Raw genomic sequence first — 25,471 nt, forward strand, 5'->3', positions numbered from 1 at the left:
TTACTCCTTATCTGGGAGCGATTCTACTTCGAGCTCCAGCATTGCTCCGCTACGATGAAAGGCAGGCCTATGTTATCCGATACATCGGGACCTCAATAACCTCCTTAAGCCCCACCCGTGCTGCAGTGCTCTGGATATATTCCCGCCAGTATGGCCAGATATGATATGCAACATTATTTTTTGAAAAGGCCTCTATTTCCTCTCCATTCAGCTTACGCTTACATTTGTACTTGGCAGAAAAACTACCAACGATTTCCAACTTCGGCACATAGCCTTCCACCTCCTGATCTTCTTCCTTGCCGACCAGACGGAACCCTAGCAGATAGACGAATCGATATCCGCTAGCGTCTTCTTCGAACTCCAGCGCGTCGACAGACTGGAGCGCACTAAAACCCTGTGATACCAATTCGTCCTTATTGTACCGAGCAGGATCAAAATCCTGACGGACATTCGCATAACAATGACTCAGGTGGACCGCCTGAATCGCCAAGCACTCCTGCGCCGATTTAAGTGCGTCAGATGCCATCAGGCTACATCTCCATTGAGCGCATGCCAGTCACGGCGCTCATTTCTAAGAATCGGAGTTACGCTCGCTATAGAAAGCCGGACTTGCTGAACAGGAACATCTTTCCAGTTGGCGTGACAAGTCAGTTCGCTGTGATTGGATCTATCGCGCCTGAAAGAAACCCTTGGCGAAACCCCCAGCGTAAAACAGATGTCAGATAGGGTACCAAGCGTCATATTCCGTGAGCCGGTAAGCAGTTGGCTAACATAGGCGCGCGACCTACCGAGGTGGCGTGCAAGCGTCACCTTGCTGACGTCCAGTTTTTCCAGCAGCACCAATAGGTCTTCCGTTACGTTGTAGATCAGTTCTTCCCTAGCTAGGGCACGATCCTCTGCGCGACTAAATTTCTTGTCGGCAGGGTAGAACATATTGCGGACCTCTTTAGCGCTCATCACCGTCCTCCTCAATTCTTCGCCAATTGTGGCTTACTTTTTCCGTGTCTCTATCATCCAAGTCGTTTTTGTTCTTATAGATGTAATGGCTTATAAACCATGTGTCCGGCACGCGGTCCGATTTCCAGCAATAGCCTCGAATCGGTATCTTCTTCAGTGCCCGAAACCTCCTGCCGCGCCGCTGGCCGGAAAGAGCAGGAAGCATCCCTTCCAATGGAAAGTTGTCCCTCGACATTGCCTCGCCATCCGCCAGGCGTTTAATCTGCACAATCATCTGCCGAGTCAGGGACTTCGCCTTGCCTACCTTGACATGCTTCAAAGCCTCCCGAAACGTATCCAAGGCCCCGTCGCAATGCACCACCGTATACTGCCGCCCCCTATAGTCGACAGAAACTGATTGTTGATCCTTGTCCTTCGGCACACGCAATCCCATGTTAACATATATATTAACTTCAATGTCTATTCGATAAACTGCTCTGAATGACCCCCAAACGCCACTTTAACAGACGCAACAGCATAACTGCCTAAACGGCCAGTATCGTGCAGCACTTCCGCAGAGTCAAAAGAGCCGACTCGAGACACCCACTAACTTTAATTAATAAAATCAATCGGTTAACTAGAATTTCGCTCGATCAAGGCTACTCACTTGATGCGCCTCTTTTGCACCACCCAGCCAAAGGCTGAGCAAACAAAGATGGCCAACAGGCAAGGATGCCACCATGATAGCGTTAACGGACAAAGAGTCGGAGAAGCGGCTGGTGGCTCGCACCGGGCCGGCAAAACAATGGCGATTCCGAGACGCCCGCCAATTTTTATATATAAATCAATAAGTTAAGTTTAATCTGCTTAGTGAGCGTACCGATCGCACCTTCACAGTAGCCCCCCCCCCACACATCCTCGCCCCTGGCGCGGCAGCGGATCTGCGCGATGCCGCCCGTCGCACTTTTCAGATCTAGGGGCAGACACAATCGACAGAGGCCCTCATCAGGATGCGACCGGCCTGCGGTGCATACAAAGCCTCAGGCGCGCCCGACTGTCTCTTCGATAAGGTCGGCGATCTGTGGCAGTACGCTTTCCGGCAGGTCGTGGCCCATTCCGGGGATCATGTGCAGGCGGGCGCCGGGGATATGCTTTGCCGAGGCCTTGCCGCCAGCGGGGCGGATCAGCGGGTCTTCGGCACCGTGGATGATGGTGGCCGGGCAGCGGATTTTCTTGACGTGGGGCGTCAGATCGCCCGTGGCGAGCACAGCGAAGAACTGCTGGCGGATACCGCGCGGGTAGAGGCCGCGCTCCCAGCTCTCGCCGAACATCTGCTCGACCAGCGCCGCGCCCGGATCGAGGGTGCCGCCGATTTTCTTCATCATGTCGTGGCCGAAGGCGATGTACTGCTCGCGGTTCTCGATACGCACGCGCGGCGCAACCAGGGTTTTCAGTGCAGCGGGTTTGGGCGGTGGCAGCCAGCGACTGTTGGTGCCGGACATGATCGAGGTCAGGCTCGACACGCGCTGGGCGCGGGTGGCGGCCATCAGTTGGCTGATCATGCCCCCCATGGACACACCGACCAGGTGCGCGCGCTCAATCTCCAGGGCATCCAGCAGGGCGCAGGTGTCTTCCACCATATCGTGCAATGTATAGGGAGCATGCACCTTGAGGCCGAGCGTAGCGCGGGCAATGGCCGCAGCGGGCGAGTGCCGGATGGCACCACGCAGTTTCGTTGACAGACCGACATCACGATTATCAAAGCGGATCACGCGAAACCCGCGCGCTGCCAGATCATCCAGCAGCGGCGCGGGCCAGAATACCATCTGTGCCGACAGCCCCATGATGAACAGCAGGGGCGTGCCGTCCTCCGGGCCGCGCTCGTCGTAGCAGAGCTCAATGCCCTGCGGCGTGGTGATGGTGCCGCTGCGCAAGGTGGACGCGGCAACAAGCGGGCGCGGAGAAACGGTCATGGTCAGTATCCTGTGGCAATCGCGATCACGGGACTTTATACCAACTCGATGATCGTGGCATTGGCCGTACCCAGCCCCTCACAAATGGCGAGAAGGCCATATTTGCCGCCACGACGACGCAGCTCATAGATCAGCGTGCCCATCAGTTTGGTGCCGGTCGCACCCAGCGGATGCCCCAGCGCCTGGGCGCCACCGTTCACATTGAGCTTGTCCAGGTCTGCGCCCACCGCCTTGGCCCAGGCCAGCGGCACCGAACCAAACGCTTCGTTGACCTCGTACAGATCCATCTGGTCGATGGTCATGCCGGCTTGCTTGAGTGCTTTCTCGGTGGCCGGGATCGGGCCTTCCAGCACCATGGTCGGATCGCTGCCCACCACGGCCAGCGTATGGATCTTCGCCAGGGGCTTGAGGCCGTATGCCTTCACTGCGGCTTCGCTGGCAATCAATACCGCCGAGGCGCCATCGCAGATCTGGCTGGCAAAGGCGGCGGAGATCACACCATCCGGCTGCAGCGGATCAAGGTTCAGCATGGCCTCGTAATCCGGCTCCCAACGAATGCCCTCGTCCGTATCGTGGACCACGGACTCACCGTCGATGTCCACGGTAATCGGCACGATCTCTTCCTTGAACTTGCCCGCCTTGGTCGCGGCCGCCGCGTTGACATGGCTGGCGTAGGAGAACTTCGCCAGCTCTTCCCGTGTTACGCCATATTTGGCGGCCATGCGCTCGGCCCCCACAAACTGGCTGAAGCTTTCGCCCGGGTAACGCTTGCCGATCTCGCCAGAGAACGGATTACCCAGTTCCTTGGCGACTGTCAGCGGCGCACCGATCGGCACCTGGCTCATGGATTCCACGCCACCGGCAATCACCAGATCCTGGGTGCCGGAGAGCACCGCCTGCGCGGCAAAATGAATCGCCTGCTGGGAGGAACCGCACTGGCGATCAATGGCCACGCCGGGCACGGATTCCGGCAGCTTCGAGCTGAGGATCGAGGTGCGGGCAATATTGAAGGTCTGTGGACCGATCTGGCTGACACAGCCATAGATCACATCGTCCACTTTTTCCGGCGGCACGCCGGTGCGGTCCAGCAGGGCATCTATGACGATACCGCCGAGATCGGCAGGGTGCTTGCGACTCAGTCGTCCGTTACGACGCCCGCCAGCGGTACGCACCGCGTCAACAATATAGGCAATGGCCATGATGCTTCTCCCGAAAGTGATGAATGCGGACCAGACTAATCCGCCCCCGCAGCGCCCACAATGACCACAGATGACCGCCTGAACAGACTCCTGGTCAGCACGCTTGCTGTACACTTGCGGTCCATGAGACTCGACTATTTCATTGCCCATGCCACCGGCCTGACCCGCAGCCAGGCGAAGCGACTGATTGCCAGCGGCAGCGTCACCGTCAGCGGCGTGGCCAAACCCACCGCACGCCTGCAACTGGCCGGCGAATCCGTGTGCCTCGACGGCGCGCCGCTGACCTTGCCGGGCCATCGCTACCTCATGCTGCACAAACCACCGGGCGTGGTCTGCGCTACGGAGGACCCGGGGCATCGCACGGTGCTGGATCTGCTGCCGGGTGAACTGCGCCGTGACATGCACAGCGCCGGGCGCCTGGATATCGACACCACCGGGCTGGTGTTACTGACCACCGATGGCCAGTGGTCCCATCGCATCACCACCCCCAACACGCATTGCCCGAAGCGCTATCGCGTCACCACCGCCGCGCCCCTGACACCTGACGCGCTGCAACAACTCCGCGATGGCGTGCTGTTGCATGACAGCCGCACCCCCACCCGCCCGGCGCAGGCCGAGCAGCTTGGCGACACGGAACTGCTGCTCACCATCAGCGAAGGCCGCTATCACCAGGTCAAGCGCATGCTTGCTGCCACCGGCAACCGGGTGACGGCGCTGCACCGGGAAGCCATCGGCAACCTGACCCTGGACTCGTCTCTGGCACCCGGCACCTGGCGCGCACTCGACGCCGCCGAAATCGCGCTGTTCGCCTGACAAACTTTTACATTCCAGCGGCAAATACTGATCGGTCACGGATCAGGTCAGTTACAATATGAAACGCGCAGGGACTAATGCATCCAGAATGTGCATCCAGAATGTGCGTCGAAAATGTGCGTCGAAAAATTCCGCGGCCATGGAGGGCTGCCATGTTCTGCTACAACACCCGGTTGACTGCGGCATTTTCTGCGGCGCCGTTCAGAACTTCTCGTGCAGCGGCGTTTGCCCCTGATTCTGCACAGCATATCGGCAACTTCTTTTCGCGGTGTATCGCGATGTCGTGACAATAAAACCTGAGTTGCGTGCCCGCGATGCTGCGCGGGCACCGGGAGAGCTTCATGTCCAGATTCTACGCATTTCCACTGACCGCCCTGTCCGGCAGTTTGCTGCTGCTCAGCGGCCATAGCCTGGCTGCCGGGCTGTCCCTCAACGAGCAAAGCGCCAGTGGCATGGGCACCGCCTATGCCGGCCGCGCCTCCTCTGCACTGGATGCCAGCACGCTGTATGGCAACCCGGCGGGTATGTCTCGCTTGCAACGCGCAGAACTCAGCGGTGGTCTTGCCGTGATTGCGCCGAGCATTGATATCAACAATGCACAGGGCGCAGCGCCCGGCACCAACGAAGGCAACATGGTGTCCACCTCGCTGATTCCGTTCGGCTATTACGTCACGCCCATTGATGAGCGCTGGCATGTGGGCGTTGGCGCCTATGTTCCCTTTGGTGGCGCCGCCGATTACGAAGACAGCTTCCAGGGCCGGTATCAGGCGCTGGAAACCGATGTGCGTGTGATCACCGTGCAGCCCACTGTCAGCTATCGCATTGATGAGCGCTTTGCTGTCGGCGCGGGCGTGACGCTCAACCGGATTGATGGCACGCTGCGCAACAATCTGTCCAATGCGCCCTTCGGCGGCACCGGCGACGCCGAACTGAAAAGCACCGGTGACGATTACGGCGTCGGCTACAACCTGGGCATCATGGCGCGCCTCACCGACAGCACCACGCTCGGCGTGACCTACTATTCAAAGGTCGACTACACACTCGATGGCAACACCACGCTCAGTGGCATGGACCCCAATGGCGCCGCGCTGGGCCTGGTCAACGGACGTTATGATGCCTCACTGGACTTCACCACACCGGAATCCGCATCCGCGTCGCTGACCCATGAACTGGACGAACGCTGGACGCTGCACGGTGGTGCTGTCTGGACACGCTGGAGCCGACTGCAACGTATTGATGTGGAAAATGACGGTGCGCAGGGTGCGCTCGCGGTGACCACCGAAGAAATCGGCTTCCGTGACGTGCTGGGCATCTCCGCCGGTGCGTCTTACCAGCTCAATCCGCAGTGGATACTGCGCGGCGGCATGGCACTGGATGAATCCCCGGTTTCTGCAGAGAACCGCAGCGTGCGGGTGCCTTATGGTCACCGCAAGGCGATCTCCGTAGGTGCGGGCTGGTCACCTGCCCGAAACCTCAGCGTCGACATGGCCTATGCCTACCTGTGGGAAAGCGAGGCCCCGGTAGATCAGCAGGACAGCACCGGCGCAGGGTTACGTCCGGCCTATAGCGCGGACTACGAAACGACTGCTCACGGTGTGTCTGCCCAGCTGACCTATCAGTTTTAGGGATCAGTTCTAGAGATCAGTTCCAGCGCACCATGCACCCGAACGCAGTAGTGCCTGTATGCACTACTTGCGTTCGACGTCCATGCGATCAACGTTCTGGAAGCCGCGGGGCAGTTTTGCACCGCGGCGACCACGCTCACCATAATAATGCTCGAGGTCTGACGCTTTCAGGCCGATATGGCGTTTGCCCGCATAAATCAGCAGCGTGTCTTTCGGTGACAGCACCTGCATCCCCACCACGAACTCCACCCGATCCTGCACTCTGGCAGAAGGAATCGACATCATCTTGTTGCCCTTGCCGCGCGGCATCTCCGGCAATTCCTTAAGCGGGAAGATCAGCAACCGGCCTTCGTTGGACAGCACCGCAACCATATCCTGTTCGACATCCGCCACGGCCTGCGGCGGCAGCACCAGGCTGCCTTTCGGCACACTCAGTACGGTTTTGCCTGCCTTCTTGTTGGCTTGCAGATCCGCCATGCGCGCAATGAAGCCATAGCCCGCGTCGCTGGCCAGCAACCAGGCATCCCGATCCGGGCCCATCAGGGCGGCAACAAAATGCGCGCCACTGGGCGGGCTCAATCGGCCGGACAAGGGTTCGCCCTGGCCTCGCGCCGACGGCAGGGTATGCGCCAGCAGGGAATAGCTGCGCCCGGTGCTGTCGATAAAGCACACCGGCTGATTCGACTTGCCCCGCGTGGCCGACAGGAAACCGTCGCCGGTCTTGTAGCTCAGGCTCAGGGCATCCACATCATGACCTTTGGCTGCACGCACCCAGCCTTTTTCAGACAGCACTACCGTGACCGGATCGGCGGATACCAGTTCGGTCTCGTCCAGCGCGCGGGATTCAGCGCGTGTTACCAGCGGTGAACGACGATCGTCGCCGTATTTCTCGGCGTCCTGCTTCAGTTCGCGCGCGACCAGATTTTTCATTTTGGTCATTGAACCGAGCGTCGCCTCAAGGCCTTCGCGCTCTTTCTGCAACTCATCCTGCTCGCCGCGAATCTTCATCTCTTCGAGCTTTGCCAGATGTCGCAGTTTCAGATCCAGAATCGCTTCGGCCTGCACATCGCTGAGCCCGAACCGTTCCATCAATACCGGCTTGGGCTCGTCCTCATAGCGAATGATGCGGATCACTTCATCGATATTCAGGAAGGCCACCAGCAAGCCTTCAAGGATATGCAAGCGCTCCAGCACCTTGTCCAGGCGATACTGCAGACGGCGACGCACGGTAATCATGCGGAACTGCAGCCACTCATTAAGAATGGTATCCAGCGGCTTGACCCGCGGCCGGCCATCAATGCCGATCATGTTCAGGTTGATGCGGTAGTTCTTTTCCAGATCCGTGGTGGCAAACAGGTGCCCCATCAACTGTTCCACATCCACGCGGCTGGAGCGCGGTGTCACGATCAGGCGTGTCGGATTCTCGTGATCCGACTCGTCGCGCAAATCGCTGACCATGGGCAGCTTTTTCTTGTTCATCTGATCGGCGATCTGTTCCAGCACCTTGGCGCCGGACACCTGAAACGGCAGCGCCGTAATGACGATATCGTTTTCTTCACGTTCCCAGATGGCGCGTTGCTTGACCGAGCCCTTGCCTTCCGCATACATGCGAATGATGTCGTTACGCGGCGTGATGATTTCCGCCTCCGTCGGGTAATCCGGCCCCTGAATGTGCTCCATCAGATCATCCAGTGAGGCACCGGGGTCTTTCAGCAGGTGAATACAGGCGGCGGCAACTTCGCGCAGGTTGTGCGGCGGGATATCGGTGCTCATGCCCACGGCGATGCCGGTGGTGCCGTTGAGCAACACGTTGGGCAGGCGCGAGGGCAGCAGCTTCGGCTCATCCATAGTGCCGTCGAAATTTGGCACCCACTCCACGGTACCCTGCCCCAATTCCGCCAGCAGCACTTCAGCATAGGGCGCCAGACGCGACTCGGTATAACGCATGGCGGCAAAGGATTTGGGATCATCCGTGGAGCCCCAGTTGCCCTGCCCGTCCACCAACGGGTAACGGTAGCTGAACGGCTGGGCCATCAGCACCATAGCCTCATAACAGGCCGAGTCACCGTGGGGGTGATATTTACCCAGCACATCACCGACCGTACGTGCCGATTTCTTGTACTTGGAGGTGTTTTTCAGCCCCAGCTCGCTCATCGCATAAACGATGCGCCGCTGCACGGGCTTGAGGCCATCACCGATATGCGGCAGGGCCCTGTCGAGAATGACGTACATGGAATAATCCAGGTAGGCCTTCTCAGTGTAGTCCCGCATGGAGACTTTTTCGAAATCGTCAGACATGTGTCACTCACTTTGACAGAGGCTCTTTCCTCAGGGAATCAGATCTCTGCCAGGTTGCCTTTTTCTTCCAGCCAGACTTTGCGGTCGCCGGCACGTTTCTTGGACAACAGCATGTCCATGATCTGGTGCGTGTCATCGCCCGCATTGATTGAAAGCTGCACCAGACGCCGGGTATCCGGCGCCATGGTGGTTTCCCGCAATTGCAGTGGATTCATTTCGCCCAGGCCCTTGAAGCGGGTCACTTGCACCTTGCCGCGTTTCTTTTCTGCGGTGATGCGATCCAGGATGCCCTGGCGCTCGTCCTTGTCCAGTGCGTAATAGACATCCTTGCCCACATCGATGCGATACAGCGGCGGCATGGCCACGAACACATGGCCGTCGCGCACCAGTGTCGGAAAGTGGCGCACAAACAGGGCACACAGCAGGGTGGCGATGTGCAAGCCGTCGGAGTCGGCATCCGCCAGAATGCAGACCTTGCCGTAGCGCAGCCCGGCAAGGTCGTCAGAACCAGGCTCGATACCCAGTGCCACGGCGATATCATGAATTTCCTGGGAGCCCAGCACTTCCGAGGCATCCACTTCCCAGGAATTCAGGATCTTGCCGCGCAGCGGCATGATCGCCTGGAATTCGCGGCTGCGTGCCTGTTTGGCGGAGCCGCCAGCGGAGTCCCCTTCCACCAGAAATATTTCAGTGCGGGCCGGATCATCGCTGGCGCAATCCGCCAGCTTGCCGGGCAGGGCAGGGCCGGCAGTAATTTTCTTGCGCGCGACTTTTTTGGCGGCACGCAGGCGCTTTTGCGCATTGTTGATGCACAGTTCTGCCAACCGGTCTGCATCATCGGTGTGCTGATTGAGCCACAGGCTGAAGGCATCCTTGACCACGCCGGAGACAAATGCGGCGGTCGCGCGGGAGCTGAGACGCTCCTTGGTCTGACCGGCAAATTGCGGGTCCTGCATCTTGACGCTGAGCACGTAGCAGGCGCGATCCCAGATATCTTCCGGCGACAGCTTGACGCCCCGCGGCAACAGATTGCGGAATTCGCAGAACTCGCGCATGGCTTCCAGCAGGCCCGCACGCAACCCGTTTACATGGGTACCGCCCTGCGGCGTGGGAATCAGGTTGACGTAGGATTCCGTTACCAGCTCGCCGCCTTCCGGCAACCACAGCACAGCCCAGTCCACCTGTTCGGTATCGCCGCGCATGACGCCGGTGAACGGCGCATCCGGCAGCTTCTCCCAGCCCCGGGTGGCGTCGTCAAGATATTCCACCAGGCCATCAGCGTACTGCCAGGTTTCCGTGTCGCCACTGGCGTGGTCTTCCAGAATCACTTCCAGGCCGGGACACAGCACCGCCTTGGCCCGTAGCAGGTGGCGCAGGCGCGGCACCGAAATCTTCGGAGAATCAAAGTAGCTTTCTTCCGGCCAGAAATGCAGCCGCGTGCCGGTGTTGCGTTTGCCGCAGGTATCGATCACCGCCAGGTCGTCGGTCTTCTCGCCGCTGGCAAACGCCATGCGATGCACCTGGCCGTCGCGGCGCACGGTAATTTCCAGCTTGCTGGACAGTGCATTGACCACCGACACACCCACGCCGTGCAGGCCGCCGGAAAACTGGTAATTATTATTGGAAAACTTGCCGCCGGAATGCAGCGTGGACAGGATCACTTCAACGCCCGGCTTTTTCATTTGCGGGTGCAGGTCCACCGGCATGCCGCGGCCGTCGTCTTCCACCGACACAGAGCCGTCCTTGTAGAGCACCACGCGGATGCTGCGCGCATGGCCGGCCAGCGCCTCATCGACACTGTTGTCGACCACTTCCTGGACCAGGTGATTGGGGCGGGTGGTATCGGTGTACATGCCCGGCCGTTTTCGTACCGGGTCGAGGCCCGACAGGACCTCGATATTCTCGGATGTATAGGTATTGGTCATTGGTATCCTGAATTCAGGGGGTTACTGCCCGGGCGATACAGACGGCAGCGTGATGCCACAGAACCGCAACAGTAGCGGAATGAATGCATCAAAGTCATCAAAACCGTGGCTACCGCCAAGACCGCGGTACAGGTGGCAGTCCTCATACAGCGCCCAGGCGTCCCGCCAGTCTAGTGTTTCATCGCCAGTCTGCAACATCACCAGCAGCTGTTCCGGCCGGTCGATCTCCGCGACGGCATAACTGCGCAACTCCTCCACCCAGCCCCGCTTCAGCTGAAATTGCTCGCCGGTATGATAATTGGCCAGTTCACCGACGTAGTCGTCCAGCAACAGCCAGGGCCGCACGGCCGGATTGATCAGCACCGCACGCAGGTCGTGGTGGGCCGCCAGCCAGGTTGCGTAGAACCCGCCCAGCGAGGACCCCGCCAGCGCGACCGGGCCGGCGCCGGCCAGCGTCGCCTCCAGCATCGCCATGGCGCGCTTCGGTTCCGGCGGCAGCGCCGGCACATGAATACGATCGCCCGCGCCACGGGCCTCGAACCACTGCACCAGCTGCCGCGCCTTGAGAGAAGCCGGGGAGCTGTTGAAACCGTGGATATACACCAGTGAGAGCGCTTCCGACGGCGCGGGCGCGGAGGATGTCATTTAATAGCCCTTGACCGAAAAATCGACCTCGAACGTCACGCCCTCGACCCGCGACACGCCGGTATCGATACGCCCGTCAGCGTAGAGGTCGAACCAGCGGTAGCCGGGTGCCGTGTCATCCACCGCAAAGTCGTCACTGCCCGGCTTGAACTGCACACAGGTCGACGGCACCGCGTACAGCGCCACGCCGTTACGCTCGCCCGCATACTCCTGATGCACATGCCCCCAGATGACGGCGCGGACGCCGGGGTGGCGATCCAGTACGGCAAAGAAGCGTTCGGCGCTGGCCACGACCTGGGTGTCCAGCCAGATGCACCCCATGGGCACGGGATGATGGTGCAGGCACACCATGACCGGATCATCGCCCGCCTCAGCCAATGCCTGGTCCAGGAAATCCAGATCCGCCTGATACAGCTCGCCGGGCACTTCACCGGGGATGGTGGAATCCAGCATCACAAAGGTCCAGCCGCCCATGCGTGTCACGCAGGGGCTGACATGGGAGCGATCGGCCTTGAGGGCAGACAGCATGGGCGCGGGCTTATCGTGATTGCCTTCGAGCCAGAAGGTGGGCGCATTGAGCGGCGCCAGGGCGGCCTGCAGCCGCTCATAGGAGGCGTACGACGCATCCTGGGACAGATCCCCGGTGGCCAGCAACAAATCAATACGCGGCTGCTCGGCACGGATCAGCTCCAGCACCTTCTCAAGGCTGTACTGCGTATTCAGCCCCAGCAGCTTGCCGGTTGTCTCTGCAAACAGGTGGCAGTCGGATAACTGCACCACGCGCAGGGGCCTGCTCTCACCCACTTGCGTCAACATCCCCACTCCCTTTCCGTTCAGCCTTCTTATAAACCAAAGGTCTGATCCATTTCCAGCGACCAGGGCACACCCTTGTCAACCAACCCGTGTCAACCAACCGGTGTCAGCCAACCGGTCCACCCGGGGTGTCAGCCCACGACCGGGTCAGGCATCAACGCGCCGCTCCCAATGGTCCGGTCGCGTGCCGCCATGCTCGTTGAGATGGCGCAGCCACTCAGCCAGAAAGCGATTCCACTGTAACTTCTCATCCTGCTGATGCATCGACGGGTTAGGGTAATCATGCCGCGCCGCCACCCGTTGATAAGGCCGGGCGGCAGTCACCTCTGCGCTGCGCGCATCGTGATACAGGCGCACCGTCAGCGCAGGCCGTGGCAACTGACTGTGCAGGGTATCCTGCTCCAGTTCCAGCATGGTCGTGTAACGGCAGCGTTCCAGCACGCGCACCGCCATACCCCGTGCCGGACGCTCGTCAGCCAGCAGTGCCGGCAAGGTCAAATGCACCTCGTCGCGCTCCTCCAGCATGCGCATCAGCCGCATCAGGTGCAGGTAATTGGCCTCGCACTGGACCATCATCTCGCGCAAATCCACCCGATAGCGCTGGCGTCGCGTCAGGGCTGTCATGCGCCCCGTCATACACCCACCCCCTGCTCGCGGCGCAGAGCGTCATGATTGAGCAACAGCCATTGCAGGGCGATCAGGCACGGTGCATTGTCCAGCACGCCGGTTTCCAGCAGTGCCGGAATGTCTGCCATCGGCACCCGGTGAACACGAATGTCTTCGCCCTCCTCCGCCGCCCCATGCAATCCGCCGGCGTTCGCCAGATCCGCCATGGCGAAGAACAGCGTCATGCGTTCATTGCTGCCCCCCGGGCTGACCAGATAGCTGGGCAAGGGGCGCAGCTGCGTCAAGGTGATACCGGCCTCTTCCTGCGCCTCCCGGCAAATCATGTCCGCCAGCGACTCGCCCGCCTTGTCGGCGATGCCGGCGATGATCTCCAGGCACCAGGGCGTATCCCGGTAATCCAGCGCGCCGGCGCGAAACTGCTCGATCAGCAGCACCTCGTCGCGCACCGGGTCCCAGGGCAATACACCGGCCGCCTCGTTCCGGACAAACAACTCACGGGTCAGTTCGCGACTCCAGCCACCGGCAAACAGGCGGTGACGCAGGCGCAAACGATCCAGACGAAAGAAACCCCGGAACGGGCTTTCCCGCTCCAGAATCTGGACGTCATCCGGCCCGAAGGGCGCACGATAGCGGTTCACCGGCCTGTCGCCGCCGGGATTACTGGAACTGACGCCATATCACTCTTCTGCCTTGTGGTAGATCTGCGCGCCGCTCTGGCGAAACTCTTCGGATTTCTGCTGCATACCCGCCTCGGCTTCCTGTGCGGCAGCATAGTCGCGCACTTCCTGTGAAATTTTCATGGAGCAGAACTTGGGCCCGCACATGGAACAGAAGTGCGCCACCTTGTGGGCCTGCTTGGGCATGGTTTCATCGTGATAGGCCCGCGCCCGGTCAGGGTCCAGGGACAGGTTGAACTGGTCTTCCCAGCGAAACTCGAAACGCGCCTTGGACAAGGCATTGTCGCGCAGCTGCGCGCCCGGATGGCCTTTCGCCAGATCCGCCGCATGCGCCGCGATCTTGTAGGCGATAATGCCTTCTTTCACATCATCCCGATTGGGCAGGCCCAGATGCTCCTTGGGTGTGACGTAGCAGAGCATGGCGGTGCCGTACCAACCGATCATGGCGGCGCCGATGGCGCTGGAAATATGGTCATAGCCCGGCGAGATATCCGTGGTCAGCGGCCCCAGGGTGTAGAACGGCGCTTCATCGCACCACTTGAGCTGCTCATCCATGTTCGCCTTGATCATGTGCATCGGCACATGTCCCGGGCCCTCGATCATCACCTGCACATCGTGCTTCCAGGCAATTTTTGTCAACTCGCCGAGGGTGCGAAGCTCGCTGAACTGGGCTTCGTCATTGGCATCGGCGAGGCAACCCGGCCGCAGGCCGTCGCCCAGACTGAAGGTCACGTCATAGGCCTTCATGATCTCGCAGATGTCTTCAAAATGGGTATAGAGGAAGCTTTCCTTGTGATGCGCCAGGCACCATTTGGCCATGATGGAACCGCCACGGGAGACAATGCCGGTCACCCGCTTGGCGGTCATCGGCACATAGCGCAGCAGCACGCCGGCATGAATGGTGAAGTAGCTGACCCCTTGCTCGGCCTGCTCGATCAGGGTGTCGCGGAAAATCTCCCAGGTCAGGTCTTCGGCCACACCGCCGACCTTCTCCAGCGCCTGATAGATTGGCACCGTACCGATGGGCACCGGCGAGTTGCGCAGAATCCATTCCCGGGTCTCGTGGATATTGGCACCGGTGGACAAGTCCATCACCGTATCGCCACCCCAGCGGGTGGCCCAGGTCATTTTTGCCACCTCTTCCTCAATGGAGGAGGTCACCGCGGAGTTGCCGATGTTGGCGTTGATCTTGGTGAGGAAGTTACGGCCGATAATCATCGGCTCGATTTCCGGGTGGTTGATATTAACCGGAATCACGGCACGGCCACGCGCCACTTCATCGCGCACGAACTCGGGCGTGATCTCCGCCGGAATCGCAGCACCGAAAGACTGGCCCGGATGCTGGTATACCGGCAAGCCGGCCGCACGCGCTGCCGCCAGATTCTGGTTCTCGCGGATGGCAATATATTCCATCTCCGGCGTAATGATGCCCTGGCGGGCATAGTGCATCTGCGACACATTGGCCCCGGCCAGTGCACGGCGCGGGCGGCGCACATCAGGAAAACGCAGGCCCGCCGTGGCGACATCCTGCTCCCGGCGGCGACCGTATTCCGAGGTCAGCCCCGGCAACGCTTCGGTGTCATGACGTTCGGCGATCCATGCGGCACGCAGGGGCGCGAGCCCCTTGCGAATATCGATGGTCACATCAGGGTCGGTATAGGGCCCGGTGGTGTCATAGACGGCAATCGGGGGATTTTCCTCGGTGCCCCCGTTGGCCAGCAGGGTGGCATGCTGAGCAATCTCACGCATCGGCACGCGCAGATCCGCACGGCTGCCGGTCACATAGATCTTGCGTGATCCGGTGATGGGTTGGCAGGCTTGCTCGATAGCGCCAGCTGAGGCACTCAGGTAATCGTCCGGCACGGGTAATCTCCAGGGTATCGGAATACAGAATCAGGTATCAAAATCAGCGGTGGCGAGCCGGAAATCCGGCTGCTCCACTATACGCCAGCGGGTTAAAGGGTCACAACCGGCTGAGGCCCCTGGATAGCCCCGGATGCCGCAAGCCCGCAGCGCAGTATCTGCCCACAGTTTGACATGCGAACAGCTGTTAGCCTGTGAAAGGTGTACAGATTATGACCTGCGGGTCGGTCAAAGGGCCGACTTACCTGCCGGATTTCATAGGCTTTATCGGTATCAGCCGCTACCATTGAGCGCGTCGCAAAAACAGGAATACCTATCATGCGCAATGCTTTTCATCTTTTCGTTGCAGCGCTGGTGCTGACACTGGCCACCAGCGTCGGCACCGCACGGGCCGCCACCCTGGCTGACGTGCTGGAAGCCGCGTGGCAAGCCGACTCACAATGGAGCGTTGCCCTGCGCACCTGGGAAGCCGAGCAACAGAACATCACCCAGGGCCGCGCCGGCCTGCTGCCCAGCGTCAACGCCCAGTACAGCTGGCTGGACACGGAGCGTCGCTTCCCGAACAGCAACGTGCCGTCCCAGGACTTCACCAGCGAAACCATCACCCTGAGCCTGGTTCAGCCGCTGTTCCGGCCGGGTGCCTGGTACGCCTACAAGCAGTCTGACTCCGCCACCTCCGTCGGGGCGGCCAACTTCCAGCAGGCTCGCCAGGACTTCTTCCTGCGGGTATCAGAACAATACTTCGGCGTGTTGCGCGCCTGGGAAAATCTGGTCTCCATCCGCGCCGAGGAGCGCGCCATCGCCCGCCAGCTGGAACAGACGCGCGAGCGCTTCGATGTCGGCCTGGTGCCCATCACCGACGTCTACGAGGCCGAGGCCGTCTATGACCTGACCCGGGTTGAGATGATCGTACTGGAATCGGAGTTCGACATTGCCCGGGATCGCCTGGAGGCCCTGACCGGCCGCAACTGGCAGAGCCTCGCCGCACTGCGGGACGAACTGCCATTGGGCGGCCCGGAACCGGCAGACCCGACCCAGTGGGTCACCCTGGCTCGTCAGCAGAACCCGACACTGCTGGCCGCATTGCACGAAAGCGAATCGGCGCGTCACTTCGCACGCCAGCAAACCTCCGCACAATTGCCCACCGTGGACCTGGTTGCCCAGCATCAACGTATTGACGGGGACAACTTCCAGGGCGGCGGCGGCTTGCCGGACAAGTTTCACACCAATGCCTATGGCATCGAAGTGAACATGCCGCTGTTCCAGGGTGGCGGGCTCAACAGCCGCCGCAAGCAGGCCGCCCTGCGCCATGAGGCAAGCCAGGACATCTACCAGCAGACCTGGCGCGACGTGGGCCAGCAGACGCTTGCCAGCTACCGCATGGTCAGCGCCAATGCCCAACGCATCAGCGCCCGCGCCCAGGCCATCCGGTCGGCCGAATCCGCGCTGGAGGCAACCGAAGCCGGCTATGAAGTAGGCACCCGGAATATCGTTGATGTGCTCAACGCCCAGCGCACCCTGTTCGGCGCGCGACGTGACTATGCCAACTCACGCTATGACTACATCCTCGACAGTCTCGGGCTGAAGTCGCTGGCCGGCGTGCTTGAAGAACAGGATCTGTTGCAAGTGAACGAGTGGCTGGCGCCGCTGGATCAGGTGGAGCTGGACCGGGTCCGCGAAGAGAACCCGCTCAGCAACAACTGATCGGAGACCGCCGCCAGCGTCTGCGCGAGAGCGCCGGTGTTGGCGGCCACAACCGCTGCTGCGGCAGCACCCTGACGCTGCCGCAACGCCGCATCACCCAACAACCCCGTGACAACCTCTGCCAGGCTATGCGCATCGCCGACGCTGGATAGCGCACCCGCTTCCGCCAGCAATGCGGCGATACGCTCGAAGTTCTCCAGGTGCGGGCCTGTCACCACCGGCACTCCCCATGCGGCTGGCTCCAGCAGATTGTGACCACCGGCCGGCACCAGCGACCCACCCACAAAGGCCACGTCGCAGGCGCCAAACAAGGCCAGCAACTCCCCCATGGTGTCGCCCAGGTACACCTGGGTCTGCGCCGTTACTCGCTCGCCGGCACTGCGGCGCGCCATACGGAATCCGGTCTCTGTTACCAGCGCTGCCATCCGCGCAAACCGCTCCGGGTGGCGTGGCACCAGGATCAGCAAGGCATCGGGGCAGCTCTGGCAAATCTGATGATGCGCCGCAAGGACCTGCTCATCCTCGCCACGGTGCGTACTGGCAGCGATCCACACCGGGCGCGCGGTCCAGTCGGCGCGGATGCGCGCCGCCACCGGTCTCACGGCCTGCAGATTGGTATCGAACTTGATGCTGCCGGTAATCTCGATAGCTGCCGCCGCGGCACCGAGGCTCAGAAAGCGCCGGGCATCAACGTCACTCTGCACCAACAGCCGGGACACGCCAGCCAGCATCGGCGCTGTCAGGGCAGGCACACGCTGATAGCCGTTGAACGTTCTGGCGGACAGCCGGCCATTGACCAGCATCACCGGCACCGCGCGCAGAGACGCCAGGGCAATCATGTTCGGCCACAGCTCGGTTTCCATGAGCAGGATCAGGCGGGGTTGGAAGGTATTGAAGAAGCGATGCAGGGCGTCCGGCGTATCCCAGGGGCAGTACACGTGGATGACGCGGTCGGCAAAGCGCTGCTGCACCTGACGGGAGGCGGTGTGCGAGGTCGTTGTCAGCACCACCGGCAGGTCCGGATACTGGCGCAACAGGGCTTCTATCAGCGCCTCTGCGGCCAGCGTTTCGCCCACCGATACCGCGTGCACCCAAATGCTGTTCTGGCAAGCGTGCCGCCCCAGGCCCAGCGCCAGACGCTCCTGCCAGCGCACTCGGTAAGCGGGCTCCCGGCGTCCGCGCCACCATAGCCTGAGCAGCAACGCCGGTAACAGCAGGTACCACAGCAGCGAATATACAAGGCGCATCATCACATCAACGATCCATCGTCACAGGTCGCCGCGGACAACTGGCGGCAACGCGCATCCGGCATCCCGGCGGGCGGCGATTGTAACACAGCCCGGGACCCTCGGCCGTGCAACCCTCCGCCTGCGAGGACGACTGGATGGCGATCAGCGGAGAGCACCCGTAAACTTGCCACGTTATACTTCGCTGCTTTACCCATCGGAACCACCAGATGACATCTCAAACGCCGCAGACACCACAGACGCCCGAGCCATCGGCGTCAGACAAGCCATCCCGGCCGGGCACAGCCCGACCGAGCGCGGCCCGACCGAACGCGGCCCGACCGAACGCGGCCCGTCAAAAGCGCAAGGCGGGCGACGACACATCCCTGGCGCATCCGCGCTATTGGGGCAGCTGGCTGATGGTCGCGCTCATCTGGGTGATCGGCCAACTGCCCTGGAACATCCTGCTGAAGCTGGGGCGCGGCGTCGGCGCGCTGGTCTGGCGGATTGGCGGCACGCGGCGCGACATCGCACTGACCAACATCCGTTTGTGCTTCCCCGAGCTGTCCGACGCGGAGCAGCTTGCCCTCGCCCGTCGCACGATCATCAGCACCGGCGAGGCCATGCTGGAGATTGCCGGCGCCTACGCCAATCGCCGCGTGGACCTGCATGCGCGCCTGGAGTTCGAGGGGCTGGCACATCTGCGCGCAGTGCAACAGGAAGGCAAAGGCGTGCTGCTGGTTGGCATGCATCTCAATTCCATCGATGTCGGCAGTCGCCTGATTCCGGCCTATACCGAATTCTGTTCCGTCTACCGCCCGAACAATAATCCGGTGCTGGAGCGCATGATCAGCCGCGGCAGAGGTGGCCGGGGCACCGACGCCACGGTCAAGGCCTATATCGACCGCAAGGATATTCGCGGCATGGTCCGCGCGCTGCGACGCGGCGACACCGTCTGGTATGCTCCGGATCAGGATTACGGTTTGCAGCATGCCGTTTTTGCGCCGTTCTTCGGCGTGCCAGCGGCCACCATTACCGCCACATCCCGACTGGCCAGAATGACCGGTGCCCGCGTGTTGACGATTTCCCATTTCCGGCTGCCCGGAGGGCGCTACCGGATTTCCGTGGGGGAACCCCTGGCCGACTTTCCTTCCGGTGACGAACTGGCCGACACGGCACGCATCAACGCATTGATCGAAGCCGAAGTGCGCAAAGCGCCGGAGCAGTATCTCTGGGTTCACCGGCGCTTCAAGCACCAACCGGATGGCAGCAATCCTTACAAGAAAAAAGCCGACTGATCGGCCTCGGGGAAGGATCATGCAGACAGGCACCAGAACAGATGTCCGGCAGACAGACCATCAGACGCTGGCCCGCGAGGGGGATCACTTTCGTTTTGATCCTGCGTGCTTCAGCGCTTTTTCACCGGACTGCTTTGATGCCGCCTATTGGCAAGCACGCCAGGCGGTGACGGGCACGTCCATCGGCCGCGGCACCACCTGGTTCATTCGTGATGGTGATCGCCACATGGTACTGCGCCGCTATTGGCGCGGCGGCCTGTTTCATCGCTTGCTGAAAGACCGTTATCTGATCCAGCCCGTGCACAAAAGCCGGGCCATGCGCGAATTTGCACTGCTCGTCCACATGCGTCAGCTGGGCCTGCCCGTACCGCGTCCCTGCGCGGCCGCCCTGTTCCGCGACAGCCTGTTGTTCTATCGTGCCGCGCTGATCATCGAGCGCATTCCCGACGCCCGGGACCTGGTCGCCCTGCTGCAGGAATCCCCATTGCCGGAAGCCCGCTGGCGAGACATCGGCGGCGTTATCGCCCGCCTGCACCAGGCGGGGGTATACCACGCCGATCTCAACAGCCATAACATCCTGCTGGATGCACAGCAGGCCCCCTGGGTGATCGATTTCGACAAGTGCCACCTGCGCAAGCCCGGCCGCTGGCAGCAGGCCAATCTGGCCAGACTGCTGCGCTCGCTGCGCAAAGAGGCGGGCAAACATGCGCAGTGGCATTGGCAGGAAAGTGATTTCAGCGCATTGAAGTCCGGCTACGACGCCGCACTCGCAACACCCGCGCCATAGGCGCAGGTCACTCGGGGAAGGTCATTCCGGTGAGGCAGGCGGCGGAACAGGCATCCGGAGAGTTGTTTCGAGGGCGAGCATGGTGCGCTGCAGCGCCCCCTGATTCTCCTGCACCACCGCCTGCCCCGCCGCGCCCATGCGGGTTCGCTCGGTCGGGTCTGCAAACAGCGCCAGAACCGCACCGGCCAGCGCCTCCGCATCACCCACCTCCTGCACCGCCCCCTTCGCCAGGAGTTGCCGGGTGATATCGCTGAAATTGAAATAGTGCGGCCCGGTGAGCGCCGCTTTACCCAACGCAGCAGGCTCGAGCAGGTTATGCCCGCCCACGTCCACCAGGCTGCCACCCACGAACGCCAGATCTGAGGCCGCAAACATCAGCGGCAATTCACCCATGGTATCGCCCAGATACACCTGAATGCCGTCACCTGGCGCGACGCCGTCTGACCGGCGCACCGTGACAAAACCGTGGCTGCGGCACAGCGCGAAAACACCATCGAAACGCTGCGGATGACGCGGCACCAGAATCAGCAACGCCCGCGGCACTGCCCTGCGCACTCGGGCAAATGCCGCCAGCACCTGCTCATCCTCACCCTCGTGCGTACTGGCCGCGATCCAGACAGGCCGGTCGTCGCCGAGCTGGCGCCGCAGCGCCTGCCCGGCATCCGTCACCGCCGCAGCATAGGTAATATCGAATTTCACCGACCCGGTAACCTGCAGACGCGCCGCATCCACACCCAGCCGGACAAAGCGATCCGCATCATCCTGATGCTGGCACAGCAGCAGGCTCAGATTCCCCGCCAGGCTGTCGAACAACCCCTGAAAGCGCTGATAGCGACGGCAGGAGCGCTCCGACAAGCGTGCGTTGAGCAGCACCACCGGCATACGTCTGCGACGACAGGCCGCCAATTGATTGGGCCAGAGCTCGGTTTCCATGAGCAGCATGGCCAACGGCTGATAGCGATTAAGAAAACGTGCCACCGCCCCCGGGAAATCCAGCGGGGCGTAGCGATGCATGATCAACGGATCCCGCAGCAAACCCTGCGCTGCATCGGCGCCGGTGCGAGTGGTCGTGGTCAACAATATCGACTGTTCAGGATAGCGCTCTCGCAACGCCCGGATCACCGGGCCAGCGGCCACAACCTCACCAACACTCACTGCATGCAGCCAGATCGGTGCTGCAACCTGCGGCGCTTGTCCGATACCGAGCAGTTCAGGCCAGCGGCGGCCATGGCCAGGCTTGCCCCGGCGGGGCCAGAGCAGGCGCAGCATGATCAAGGGGGCGAGCAGGTACAGCAAGGCACTGTAAGCGCCCCGGTACAGATCAAAAGGTTGTGGTTGCCTGGTCAGCATACGCAGTGGGAGCCCTCCGGCCGCGTCGGTCATTGTCCTGTACCGGACTGCATCTTACGGTTTCGGATGACAGAGTGTAAGGCTCGACGCCTCGCGAATGCTGTCCCAGATTTCATCAGCCTGCCCGGCATCTGCGTGGCTGAGGGCCTGCCCGGAGCGCACCAGTATACGACGCCCGACACCTGCGGCGGCGGCGGCGGCCATATCAGCCGCCTTGTCACCCAACATCAGACTACGAGCTACGTCGATATCATGCTCACGAATAGCCTGTCGCAGCAGCCCTGGCGCCGGTTTGCGACAATCACATCCATCATCCGGATGGTGTGGGCAGTGATACACTCCATCGATGTGGATACCTTCTTGCTCAAAGCGTGCCAGCATCCAGGCGGTCAGCTGCTGGAACTGTGCTTCGGAAAAAAGCCCCCGCCCGATACCGGACTGATTCGTCACCACCACCAGCAGATAACCCTGCCGCTGAAAGTACGCACAGGCATCAAACACGCCATCGATAAAGTCGAACGTATCCGGCGTGTGCACATAGCCATGGTCAACATTGATGACACCATCGCGATCCAGGAACACTGCGGGCGTCACAGCTTTTGCTCCCTGATCACACGATCCAGCATGGCGGTGACGTCCTCCAGCGCTATATCAGCCATAAGATGCTCACCACGGACACGCTGCCCCCAAGGCACCTGATCAGCAGTCTTGCCCAACTGCGTGGCCAGTGCATGATGGTAAGCCTCCACGACATACTCCCGGTAGTGATAGGGCCCGGTCCGCTGCGGGCTGCTATGTCCGTACAGGCCGATGACTGGCGTCCCCGCCGCCACCGCCATATGCACTGGCCCTGTGTCCGGGGCCACCACCACGCTGGCCTGCTGCAACAGCGCAAACAGCTGCTTTAGCGTGCTGCGCCCAACCAGATCATGCACCTGAGCCGGACAGGCAGCGGCAATAGCCGATGCCAGCCGCCGCTCCTTATCGGCGGGGCCACCGCAAAGATAAACCGCAAATCCCAACGAAACCGCATACTCCGCCAGCGCCGCATAACGCGCCACCAGCCAGTTGCGTTCTGCGGAAGATGCGGCAGGGGCGATGACCAGGTGCCGCTGCGTCGCGTCAGAAAGTTGCGCCCTGGCCCAGGCCCGATCTGCTTCATCCACCGGCACTTGCCACACCGGCGGCGCAAGGGGCACATCGATGGCCGTGGCAAACTGCCGGAATCCATCCAACACGTGGGGGCCAACACGAGGGCCGATGCGCTCGTTGATAACCAGACTGTGCAGTTCCTTGGATCTCGCTCGGTCGAAACCGATACGGCGCCGGGCACGGATACAGAGGCTGGCAATATTGGCACGCAGGGACAGCTGCATATGCAGCAGCACGTCGAAGCGCCGGCCGCGCAATTGTTGACGCAAAAGGCGGTAGCCACGCCAGCCCTGGCGCTTATCGAAAATGACGAACTCAACACCGGGCAGATCACCCAATAGCGCGGCTTCGACTTTGCCGATCACCCAGGTGATCCGGGCCAGGGGATAGTGCTGCCTGATGGCCTGCACCACAGAAGCAGCATTGCAGGCATCACCGATAGCGGAGAGGCGCAGAATGCAGACGGACGACAGCGAGCCAGCCACGCTTCAGCCACCCATCCGCGATATGATGTTCGTAGTGGAACGTCCTTCCACAAGCGGCAGTACATGCACCTCACCGCCACGGGCCTGAACAAAATCTGCACCCACGATTGTGGCGAGCGTGTAGTCGCCGCCCTTTACAAGCACCTGGGGACAAACCTGGCGAATCAGTGCCGCGGGCGTGTCCTCCTCGGCCGGATCCTCACCAAAGGGCAGGACCCAATCCACACACGCCAGTGCGCGCAAGACCTCCATGCGGTCTTCCAGATTGTTGATGGGCCGGGAGTCGCCCTTGAGGCGTCGCACGGAAGCGTCCACATTCAGGCCCACAACCAGACGATCACCCAGAGCGCGTGCCTGCGTCAGGTAACGCACGTGGCCCGCATGCAACATATCGAAACAGCCATTGGTAAACACAATGCGTTCGCCCCGGAACCGGGCATATTCAATATGCTGGAGACTCTGGGAGGACGTCGGCCGATAGGTCGCGTTGCGGCCAGTCCAGGTCTGGCACAAGCGGCCTCCCAGCTCCTGAGGCGACACAGTGCCAGCGCCCAGTTTGCCGACCACGATACCTGCGGCCAGATTGGCGAGCTCGGCAGCATCCGGCAGCGCCACATTGGCTCCCAGCATAACAGCGAGGGTGCCGATCACCGTATCGCCAGCGCCGGTGACATCACTGACCTCCCGCACTTCCGCCGGGAAGTAGTGATGTTCGTCAGAGGTTATCAGGCTCATACCTGCTTCACTGCGCGTCAGCAACATGGCCTTGATGCCAGCCCGCGCCAGGATGGCTCGTGCAGATGCCAGCATCTCCGTTTCGTTACCGGAAACACCACCCGCCACATGAAATTCGGTCAGGTTCGGCGTAATGACGTCCGCGCCACGGTAGACACTGAAGTCCGCTTGCTTGGGATCCACCAACACGGTTTTTCCAGCCTTGCGCGCCGCCTGGATCATGCGTTTCACGTAGCGCAGTGATTCCTTGTTGTAATCACTGAAAAGAATCGTGTTGTAGTCATCCAGGAGAGTCTCGAAGCGATCCGCCAGGCGCGCACTTGCAGCTTCGCTGCACGGAGACTCCATATCCAGCCGCACCACTTGTTGCTTGCGCGAAATGACGCGAATTTTGGCGGTAGTCTGCTGCTTCGGCTCAAGGATCAACTCCGAACGAATATGTTCCGCCTTGAGTATCTCCATCAGCGACGCGCCATTACGGTCATCACCTATCAAACCCAGCAAGCCAACACGTCCATCCAGATGCGCTATGTTGCGCGCCACATTGGCGGCACCACCGGCACGGTCCTCGGTGTTGGAAACATGCACCACGGGCACCGGGGCCTCAGGCGAAATTCGCTCGCTATCCCCCGCCAGATAGCGGTCAAGCATGACGTCGCCCACCACCAGTACGGAGGCCGCCCTCAAACTGTATAGTTGTGTCGGATCAAGCATCACCAGCCTCCGTTTCCAGCGCGTCCAGTGCCTCGCACAACCAATGACCGATGAACATATGGGCCTCCTGAATGCGTGCTGTTTCCTCACAGTCAATGATGATGGCCAGCGTGGCGATATCCTTCACCTGGCCACCGTCACATCCTGTCAGGGCAACACTGATCGCCCCCAGTTCATTGGCTGCTGTCAGTGCGCGATTGACGTTCTCGCTCTGCCCGGAAGTCGTCAGGCCGATTACCAGGTCACCGGGACGCGCCAGGCCGCGCACCTGACGCTCGAATACCGTTTCGAATTCATAGTCGTTGGGGTGCGCGGTCAGAATGGAGGTATCGGTGGTCAGGGCAATGGATGAGAGGGGACCACGTTCACGCCTGTAACGTACCATGAACTCTGCTGCCAGATGTTGGCAGTCTGCCGCGCTTCCGCCATTTCCCAGCCACAACACCTTGCCGCCACGCGCCAGGGAGTTACGGGTCAGCATCAACAGCTTCTCCGCCTGGGGCTGATAATCCAGCATGCGAAAAAAAACAGCGCTGTGGCGCTCCAGTGCCGCCTGGAAGCTGCGCAAAGATGATTTTGCATCCTGTGACATGGCGCTCCTCACTCAACAAACGAAAGCTCAGTTT

At 61.2% G+C, this 25,471-nt stretch carries 23 protein-coding genes; 5 read left to right on the forward strand and 18 right to left on the reverse strand.

The window, feature by feature from the left end; genetic code table 11:
* Positions 1-67: 67 nt before the first annotated feature.
* The 5 genes from K8B33_RS14315 to K8B33_RS14335 all read right to left on the reverse strand — a co-directional run bounded on the left by K8B33_RS14315 (position 68) and on the right by K8B33_RS14335 (position 4,108).
* Complete coding sequence (locus tag K8B33_RS14315) at positions 68-526, reverse strand: hypothetical protein (protein ID WP_223427709.1); 459 nt, start codon at positions 524-526, stop codon at positions 68-70.
* On the reverse strand, positions 526-957 hold the full coding sequence (locus tag K8B33_RS14320) for a helix-turn-helix transcriptional regulator (RefSeq protein ID WP_223427710.1): 432 nt from the start codon (positions 955-957) through the stop codon (positions 526-528). The genes K8B33_RS14315 and K8B33_RS14320 overlap by 1 nt, the downstream gene beginning before the upstream one ends.
* Positions 947-1,378, reverse strand: coding sequence for a hypothetical protein (locus K8B33_RS14325; protein WP_223427711.1), 432 nt, complete (start codon positions 1,376-1,378; stop codon positions 947-949). Before K8B33_RS14325 ends, K8B33_RS14320 begins: the two co-directional genes overlap by 11 nt.
* A gap of 598 nt (positions 1,379-1,976) precedes the next feature.
* Entirely contained in the window at positions 1,977-2,909 is a 933-nt protein-coding gene (locus K8B33_RS14330) for an alpha/beta fold hydrolase (RefSeq protein ID WP_223427712.1), read from the reverse strand.
* Positions 2,910-2,944: 35 nt separating this feature from the next.
* Positions 2,945-4,108, reverse strand: coding sequence for an acetyl-CoA C-acyltransferase (locus K8B33_RS14335; protein WP_223427713.1), 1,164 nt, complete (start codon positions 4,106-4,108; stop codon positions 2,945-2,947).
* Positions 4,109-4,231: 123 nt separating this feature from the next.
* Here K8B33_RS14335 and K8B33_RS14340 point away from each other — a divergent pair, with 123 nt between their 5' ends.
* Both K8B33_RS14340 and K8B33_RS14345 read left to right on the forward strand, forming a co-directional pair.
* A complete protein-coding gene (locus tag K8B33_RS14340) occupies positions 4,232-4,921 on the forward strand; it encodes a pseudouridine synthase (RefSeq protein WP_223427714.1) in 690 nt (229 codons plus the stop codon).
* A 341-nt stretch (positions 4,922-5,262) separates the two neighbouring features.
* Positions 5,263-6,546: an OmpP1/FadL family transporter gene (locus tag K8B33_RS14345; RefSeq protein WP_223427715.1), complete on the forward strand. Its 1,284-nt coding sequence runs from the start codon at positions 5,263-5,265 to the stop codon at positions 6,544-6,546.
* Positions 6,547-6,609: 63 nt separating this feature from the next.
* Here the strand turns inward: K8B33_RS14345 and parC are convergent, their stop codons facing one another.
* From parC to thiC, 7 genes are all read right to left on the reverse strand, one after another.
* The gene (parC, locus tag K8B33_RS14350) at positions 6,610-8,844 is read right to left on the reverse strand and encodes a DNA topoisomerase IV subunit A (RefSeq protein WP_223427716.1); all 2,235 of its coding nucleotides are present in this window, start codon (positions 8,842-8,844) and stop codon (positions 6,610-6,612) included.
* A gap of 38 nt (positions 8,845-8,882) precedes the next feature.
* Entirely contained in the window at positions 8,883-10,769 is a 1,887-nt protein-coding gene (parE, locus tag K8B33_RS14355) for a DNA topoisomerase IV subunit B (protein ID WP_223427718.1), read from the reverse strand.
* Between the two features lie 21 nt (positions 10,770-10,790).
* Positions 10,791-11,414, reverse strand: coding sequence for a YqiA/YcfP family alpha/beta fold hydrolase (locus tag K8B33_RS14360; RefSeq protein WP_223427719.1), 624 nt, complete (start codon positions 11,412-11,414; stop codon positions 10,791-10,793).
* Positions 11,415-12,230, reverse strand: coding sequence for a 3',5'-cyclic-AMP phosphodiesterase (gene cpdA, locus K8B33_RS14365; RefSeq protein WP_223427720.1), 816 nt, complete (start codon positions 12,228-12,230; stop codon positions 11,415-11,417). It abuts the gene before it with no gap.
* A gap of 144 nt (positions 12,231-12,374) precedes the next feature.
* On the reverse strand, positions 12,375-12,851 hold the full coding sequence (locus K8B33_RS14370; RefSeq protein ID WP_223427721.1) for a DUF1249 domain-containing protein: 477 nt from the start codon (positions 12,849-12,851) through the stop codon (positions 12,375-12,377).
* 8 nt (positions 12,852-12,859) lie between these two features.
* The gene (locus K8B33_RS14375) at positions 12,860-13,492 is read right to left on the reverse strand and encodes an NUDIX domain-containing protein (protein ID WP_223427723.1); all 633 of its coding nucleotides are present in this window, start codon (positions 13,490-13,492) and stop codon (positions 12,860-12,862) included.
* Positions 13,493-13,531: 39 nt separating this feature from the next.
* Complete coding sequence (thiC, locus tag K8B33_RS14380; protein ID WP_317846237.1) at positions 13,532-15,394, reverse strand: phosphomethylpyrimidine synthase ThiC; 1,863 nt, start codon at positions 15,392-15,394, stop codon at positions 13,532-13,534.
* 318 nt (positions 15,395-15,712) lie between these two features.
* Between thiC and K8B33_RS14385 the strand changes: the two genes are divergently transcribed.
* Positions 15,713-17,098 carry a TolC family outer membrane protein gene (locus K8B33_RS14385; protein ID WP_223427726.1) on the forward strand — a complete coding sequence of 462 codons (1,386 nt, stop codon included), beginning with the start codon at positions 15,713-15,715 and terminating at the stop codon, positions 17,096-17,098.
* Here K8B33_RS14385 and waaA (K8B33_RS14390) read toward each other — a convergent pair.
* Positions 17,047-18,348: a lipid IV(A) 3-deoxy-D-manno-octulosonic acid transferase gene (gene waaA, locus K8B33_RS14390; protein WP_317846238.1), complete on the reverse strand. Its 1,302-nt coding sequence runs from the start codon at positions 18,346-18,348 to the stop codon at positions 17,047-17,049. The two genes, K8B33_RS14385 and waaA (K8B33_RS14390), sit on opposite strands and share 52 nt — an antisense overlap.
* Before the next feature lie 206 nt (positions 18,349-18,554).
* On the opposite strand from waaA (K8B33_RS14390), the gene lpxL reads away from it, so the two are divergent.
* Positions 18,555-19,622, forward strand: coding sequence for an LpxL/LpxP family Kdo(2)-lipid IV(A) lauroyl/palmitoleoyl acyltransferase (gene lpxL, locus K8B33_RS14395; protein ID WP_223427729.1), 1,068 nt, complete (start codon positions 18,555-18,557; stop codon positions 19,620-19,622).
* A gap of 19 nt (positions 19,623-19,641) precedes the next feature.
* Positions 19,642-20,409 (forward strand): 3-deoxy-D-manno-octulosonic acid kinase, encoded by a 768-nt coding sequence (locus tag K8B33_RS14400; RefSeq protein WP_223427734.1) that lies wholly within the window; start codon positions 19,642-19,644, stop codon positions 20,407-20,409.
* Positions 20,410-20,430: 21 nt separating this feature from the next.
* Here the strand turns inward: K8B33_RS14400 and waaA (K8B33_RS14405) are convergent, their stop codons facing one another.
* From waaA (K8B33_RS14405) to K8B33_RS14425, 5 genes are read right to left on the reverse strand one after another with little or no spacing between them, the layout of a single operon-like run.
* On the reverse strand, positions 20,431-21,759 hold the full coding sequence (gene waaA, locus K8B33_RS14405) for a lipid IV(A) 3-deoxy-D-manno-octulosonic acid transferase (protein WP_223427736.1): 1,329 nt from the start codon (positions 21,757-21,759) through the stop codon (positions 20,431-20,433).
* A 54-nt stretch (positions 21,760-21,813) separates the two neighbouring features.
* Positions 21,814-22,353, reverse strand: coding sequence for a D-glycero-beta-D-manno-heptose 1,7-bisphosphate 7-phosphatase (gene gmhB, locus K8B33_RS14410; RefSeq protein WP_223427739.1), 540 nt, complete (start codon positions 22,351-22,353; stop codon positions 21,814-21,816).
* Positions 22,350-23,396: a glycosyltransferase family 9 protein gene (locus tag K8B33_RS14415; protein ID WP_223427741.1), complete on the reverse strand. Its 1,047-nt coding sequence runs from the start codon at positions 23,394-23,396 to the stop codon at positions 22,350-22,352. The genes gmhB and K8B33_RS14415 overlap by 4 nt, the downstream gene beginning before the upstream one ends.
* Before the next feature lie 3 nt (positions 23,397-23,399).
* Positions 23,400-24,845 (reverse strand): bifunctional D-glycero-beta-D-manno-heptose-7-phosphate kinase/D-glycero-beta-D-manno-heptose 1-phosphate adenylyltransferase HldE, encoded by a 1,446-nt coding sequence (gene hldE, locus K8B33_RS14420; protein WP_223427743.1) that lies wholly within the window; start codon positions 24,843-24,845, stop codon positions 23,400-23,402.
* The gene (locus K8B33_RS14425) at positions 24,838-25,437 is read right to left on the reverse strand and encodes a D-sedoheptulose-7-phosphate isomerase (protein ID WP_223427745.1); all 600 of its coding nucleotides are present in this window, start codon (positions 25,435-25,437) and stop codon (positions 24,838-24,840) included. Before K8B33_RS14425 ends, hldE begins: the two co-directional genes overlap by 8 nt.
* Positions 25,438-25,471: the final 34 nt, after the last annotated feature.

This window comes from Alcanivorax limicola (assembly GCF_019931215.1).
GTDB classification, from domain to species: Bacteria; Pseudomonadota; Gammaproteobacteria; order Pseudomonadales; family Alcanivoracaceae; genus Isoalcanivorax; species Isoalcanivorax limicola.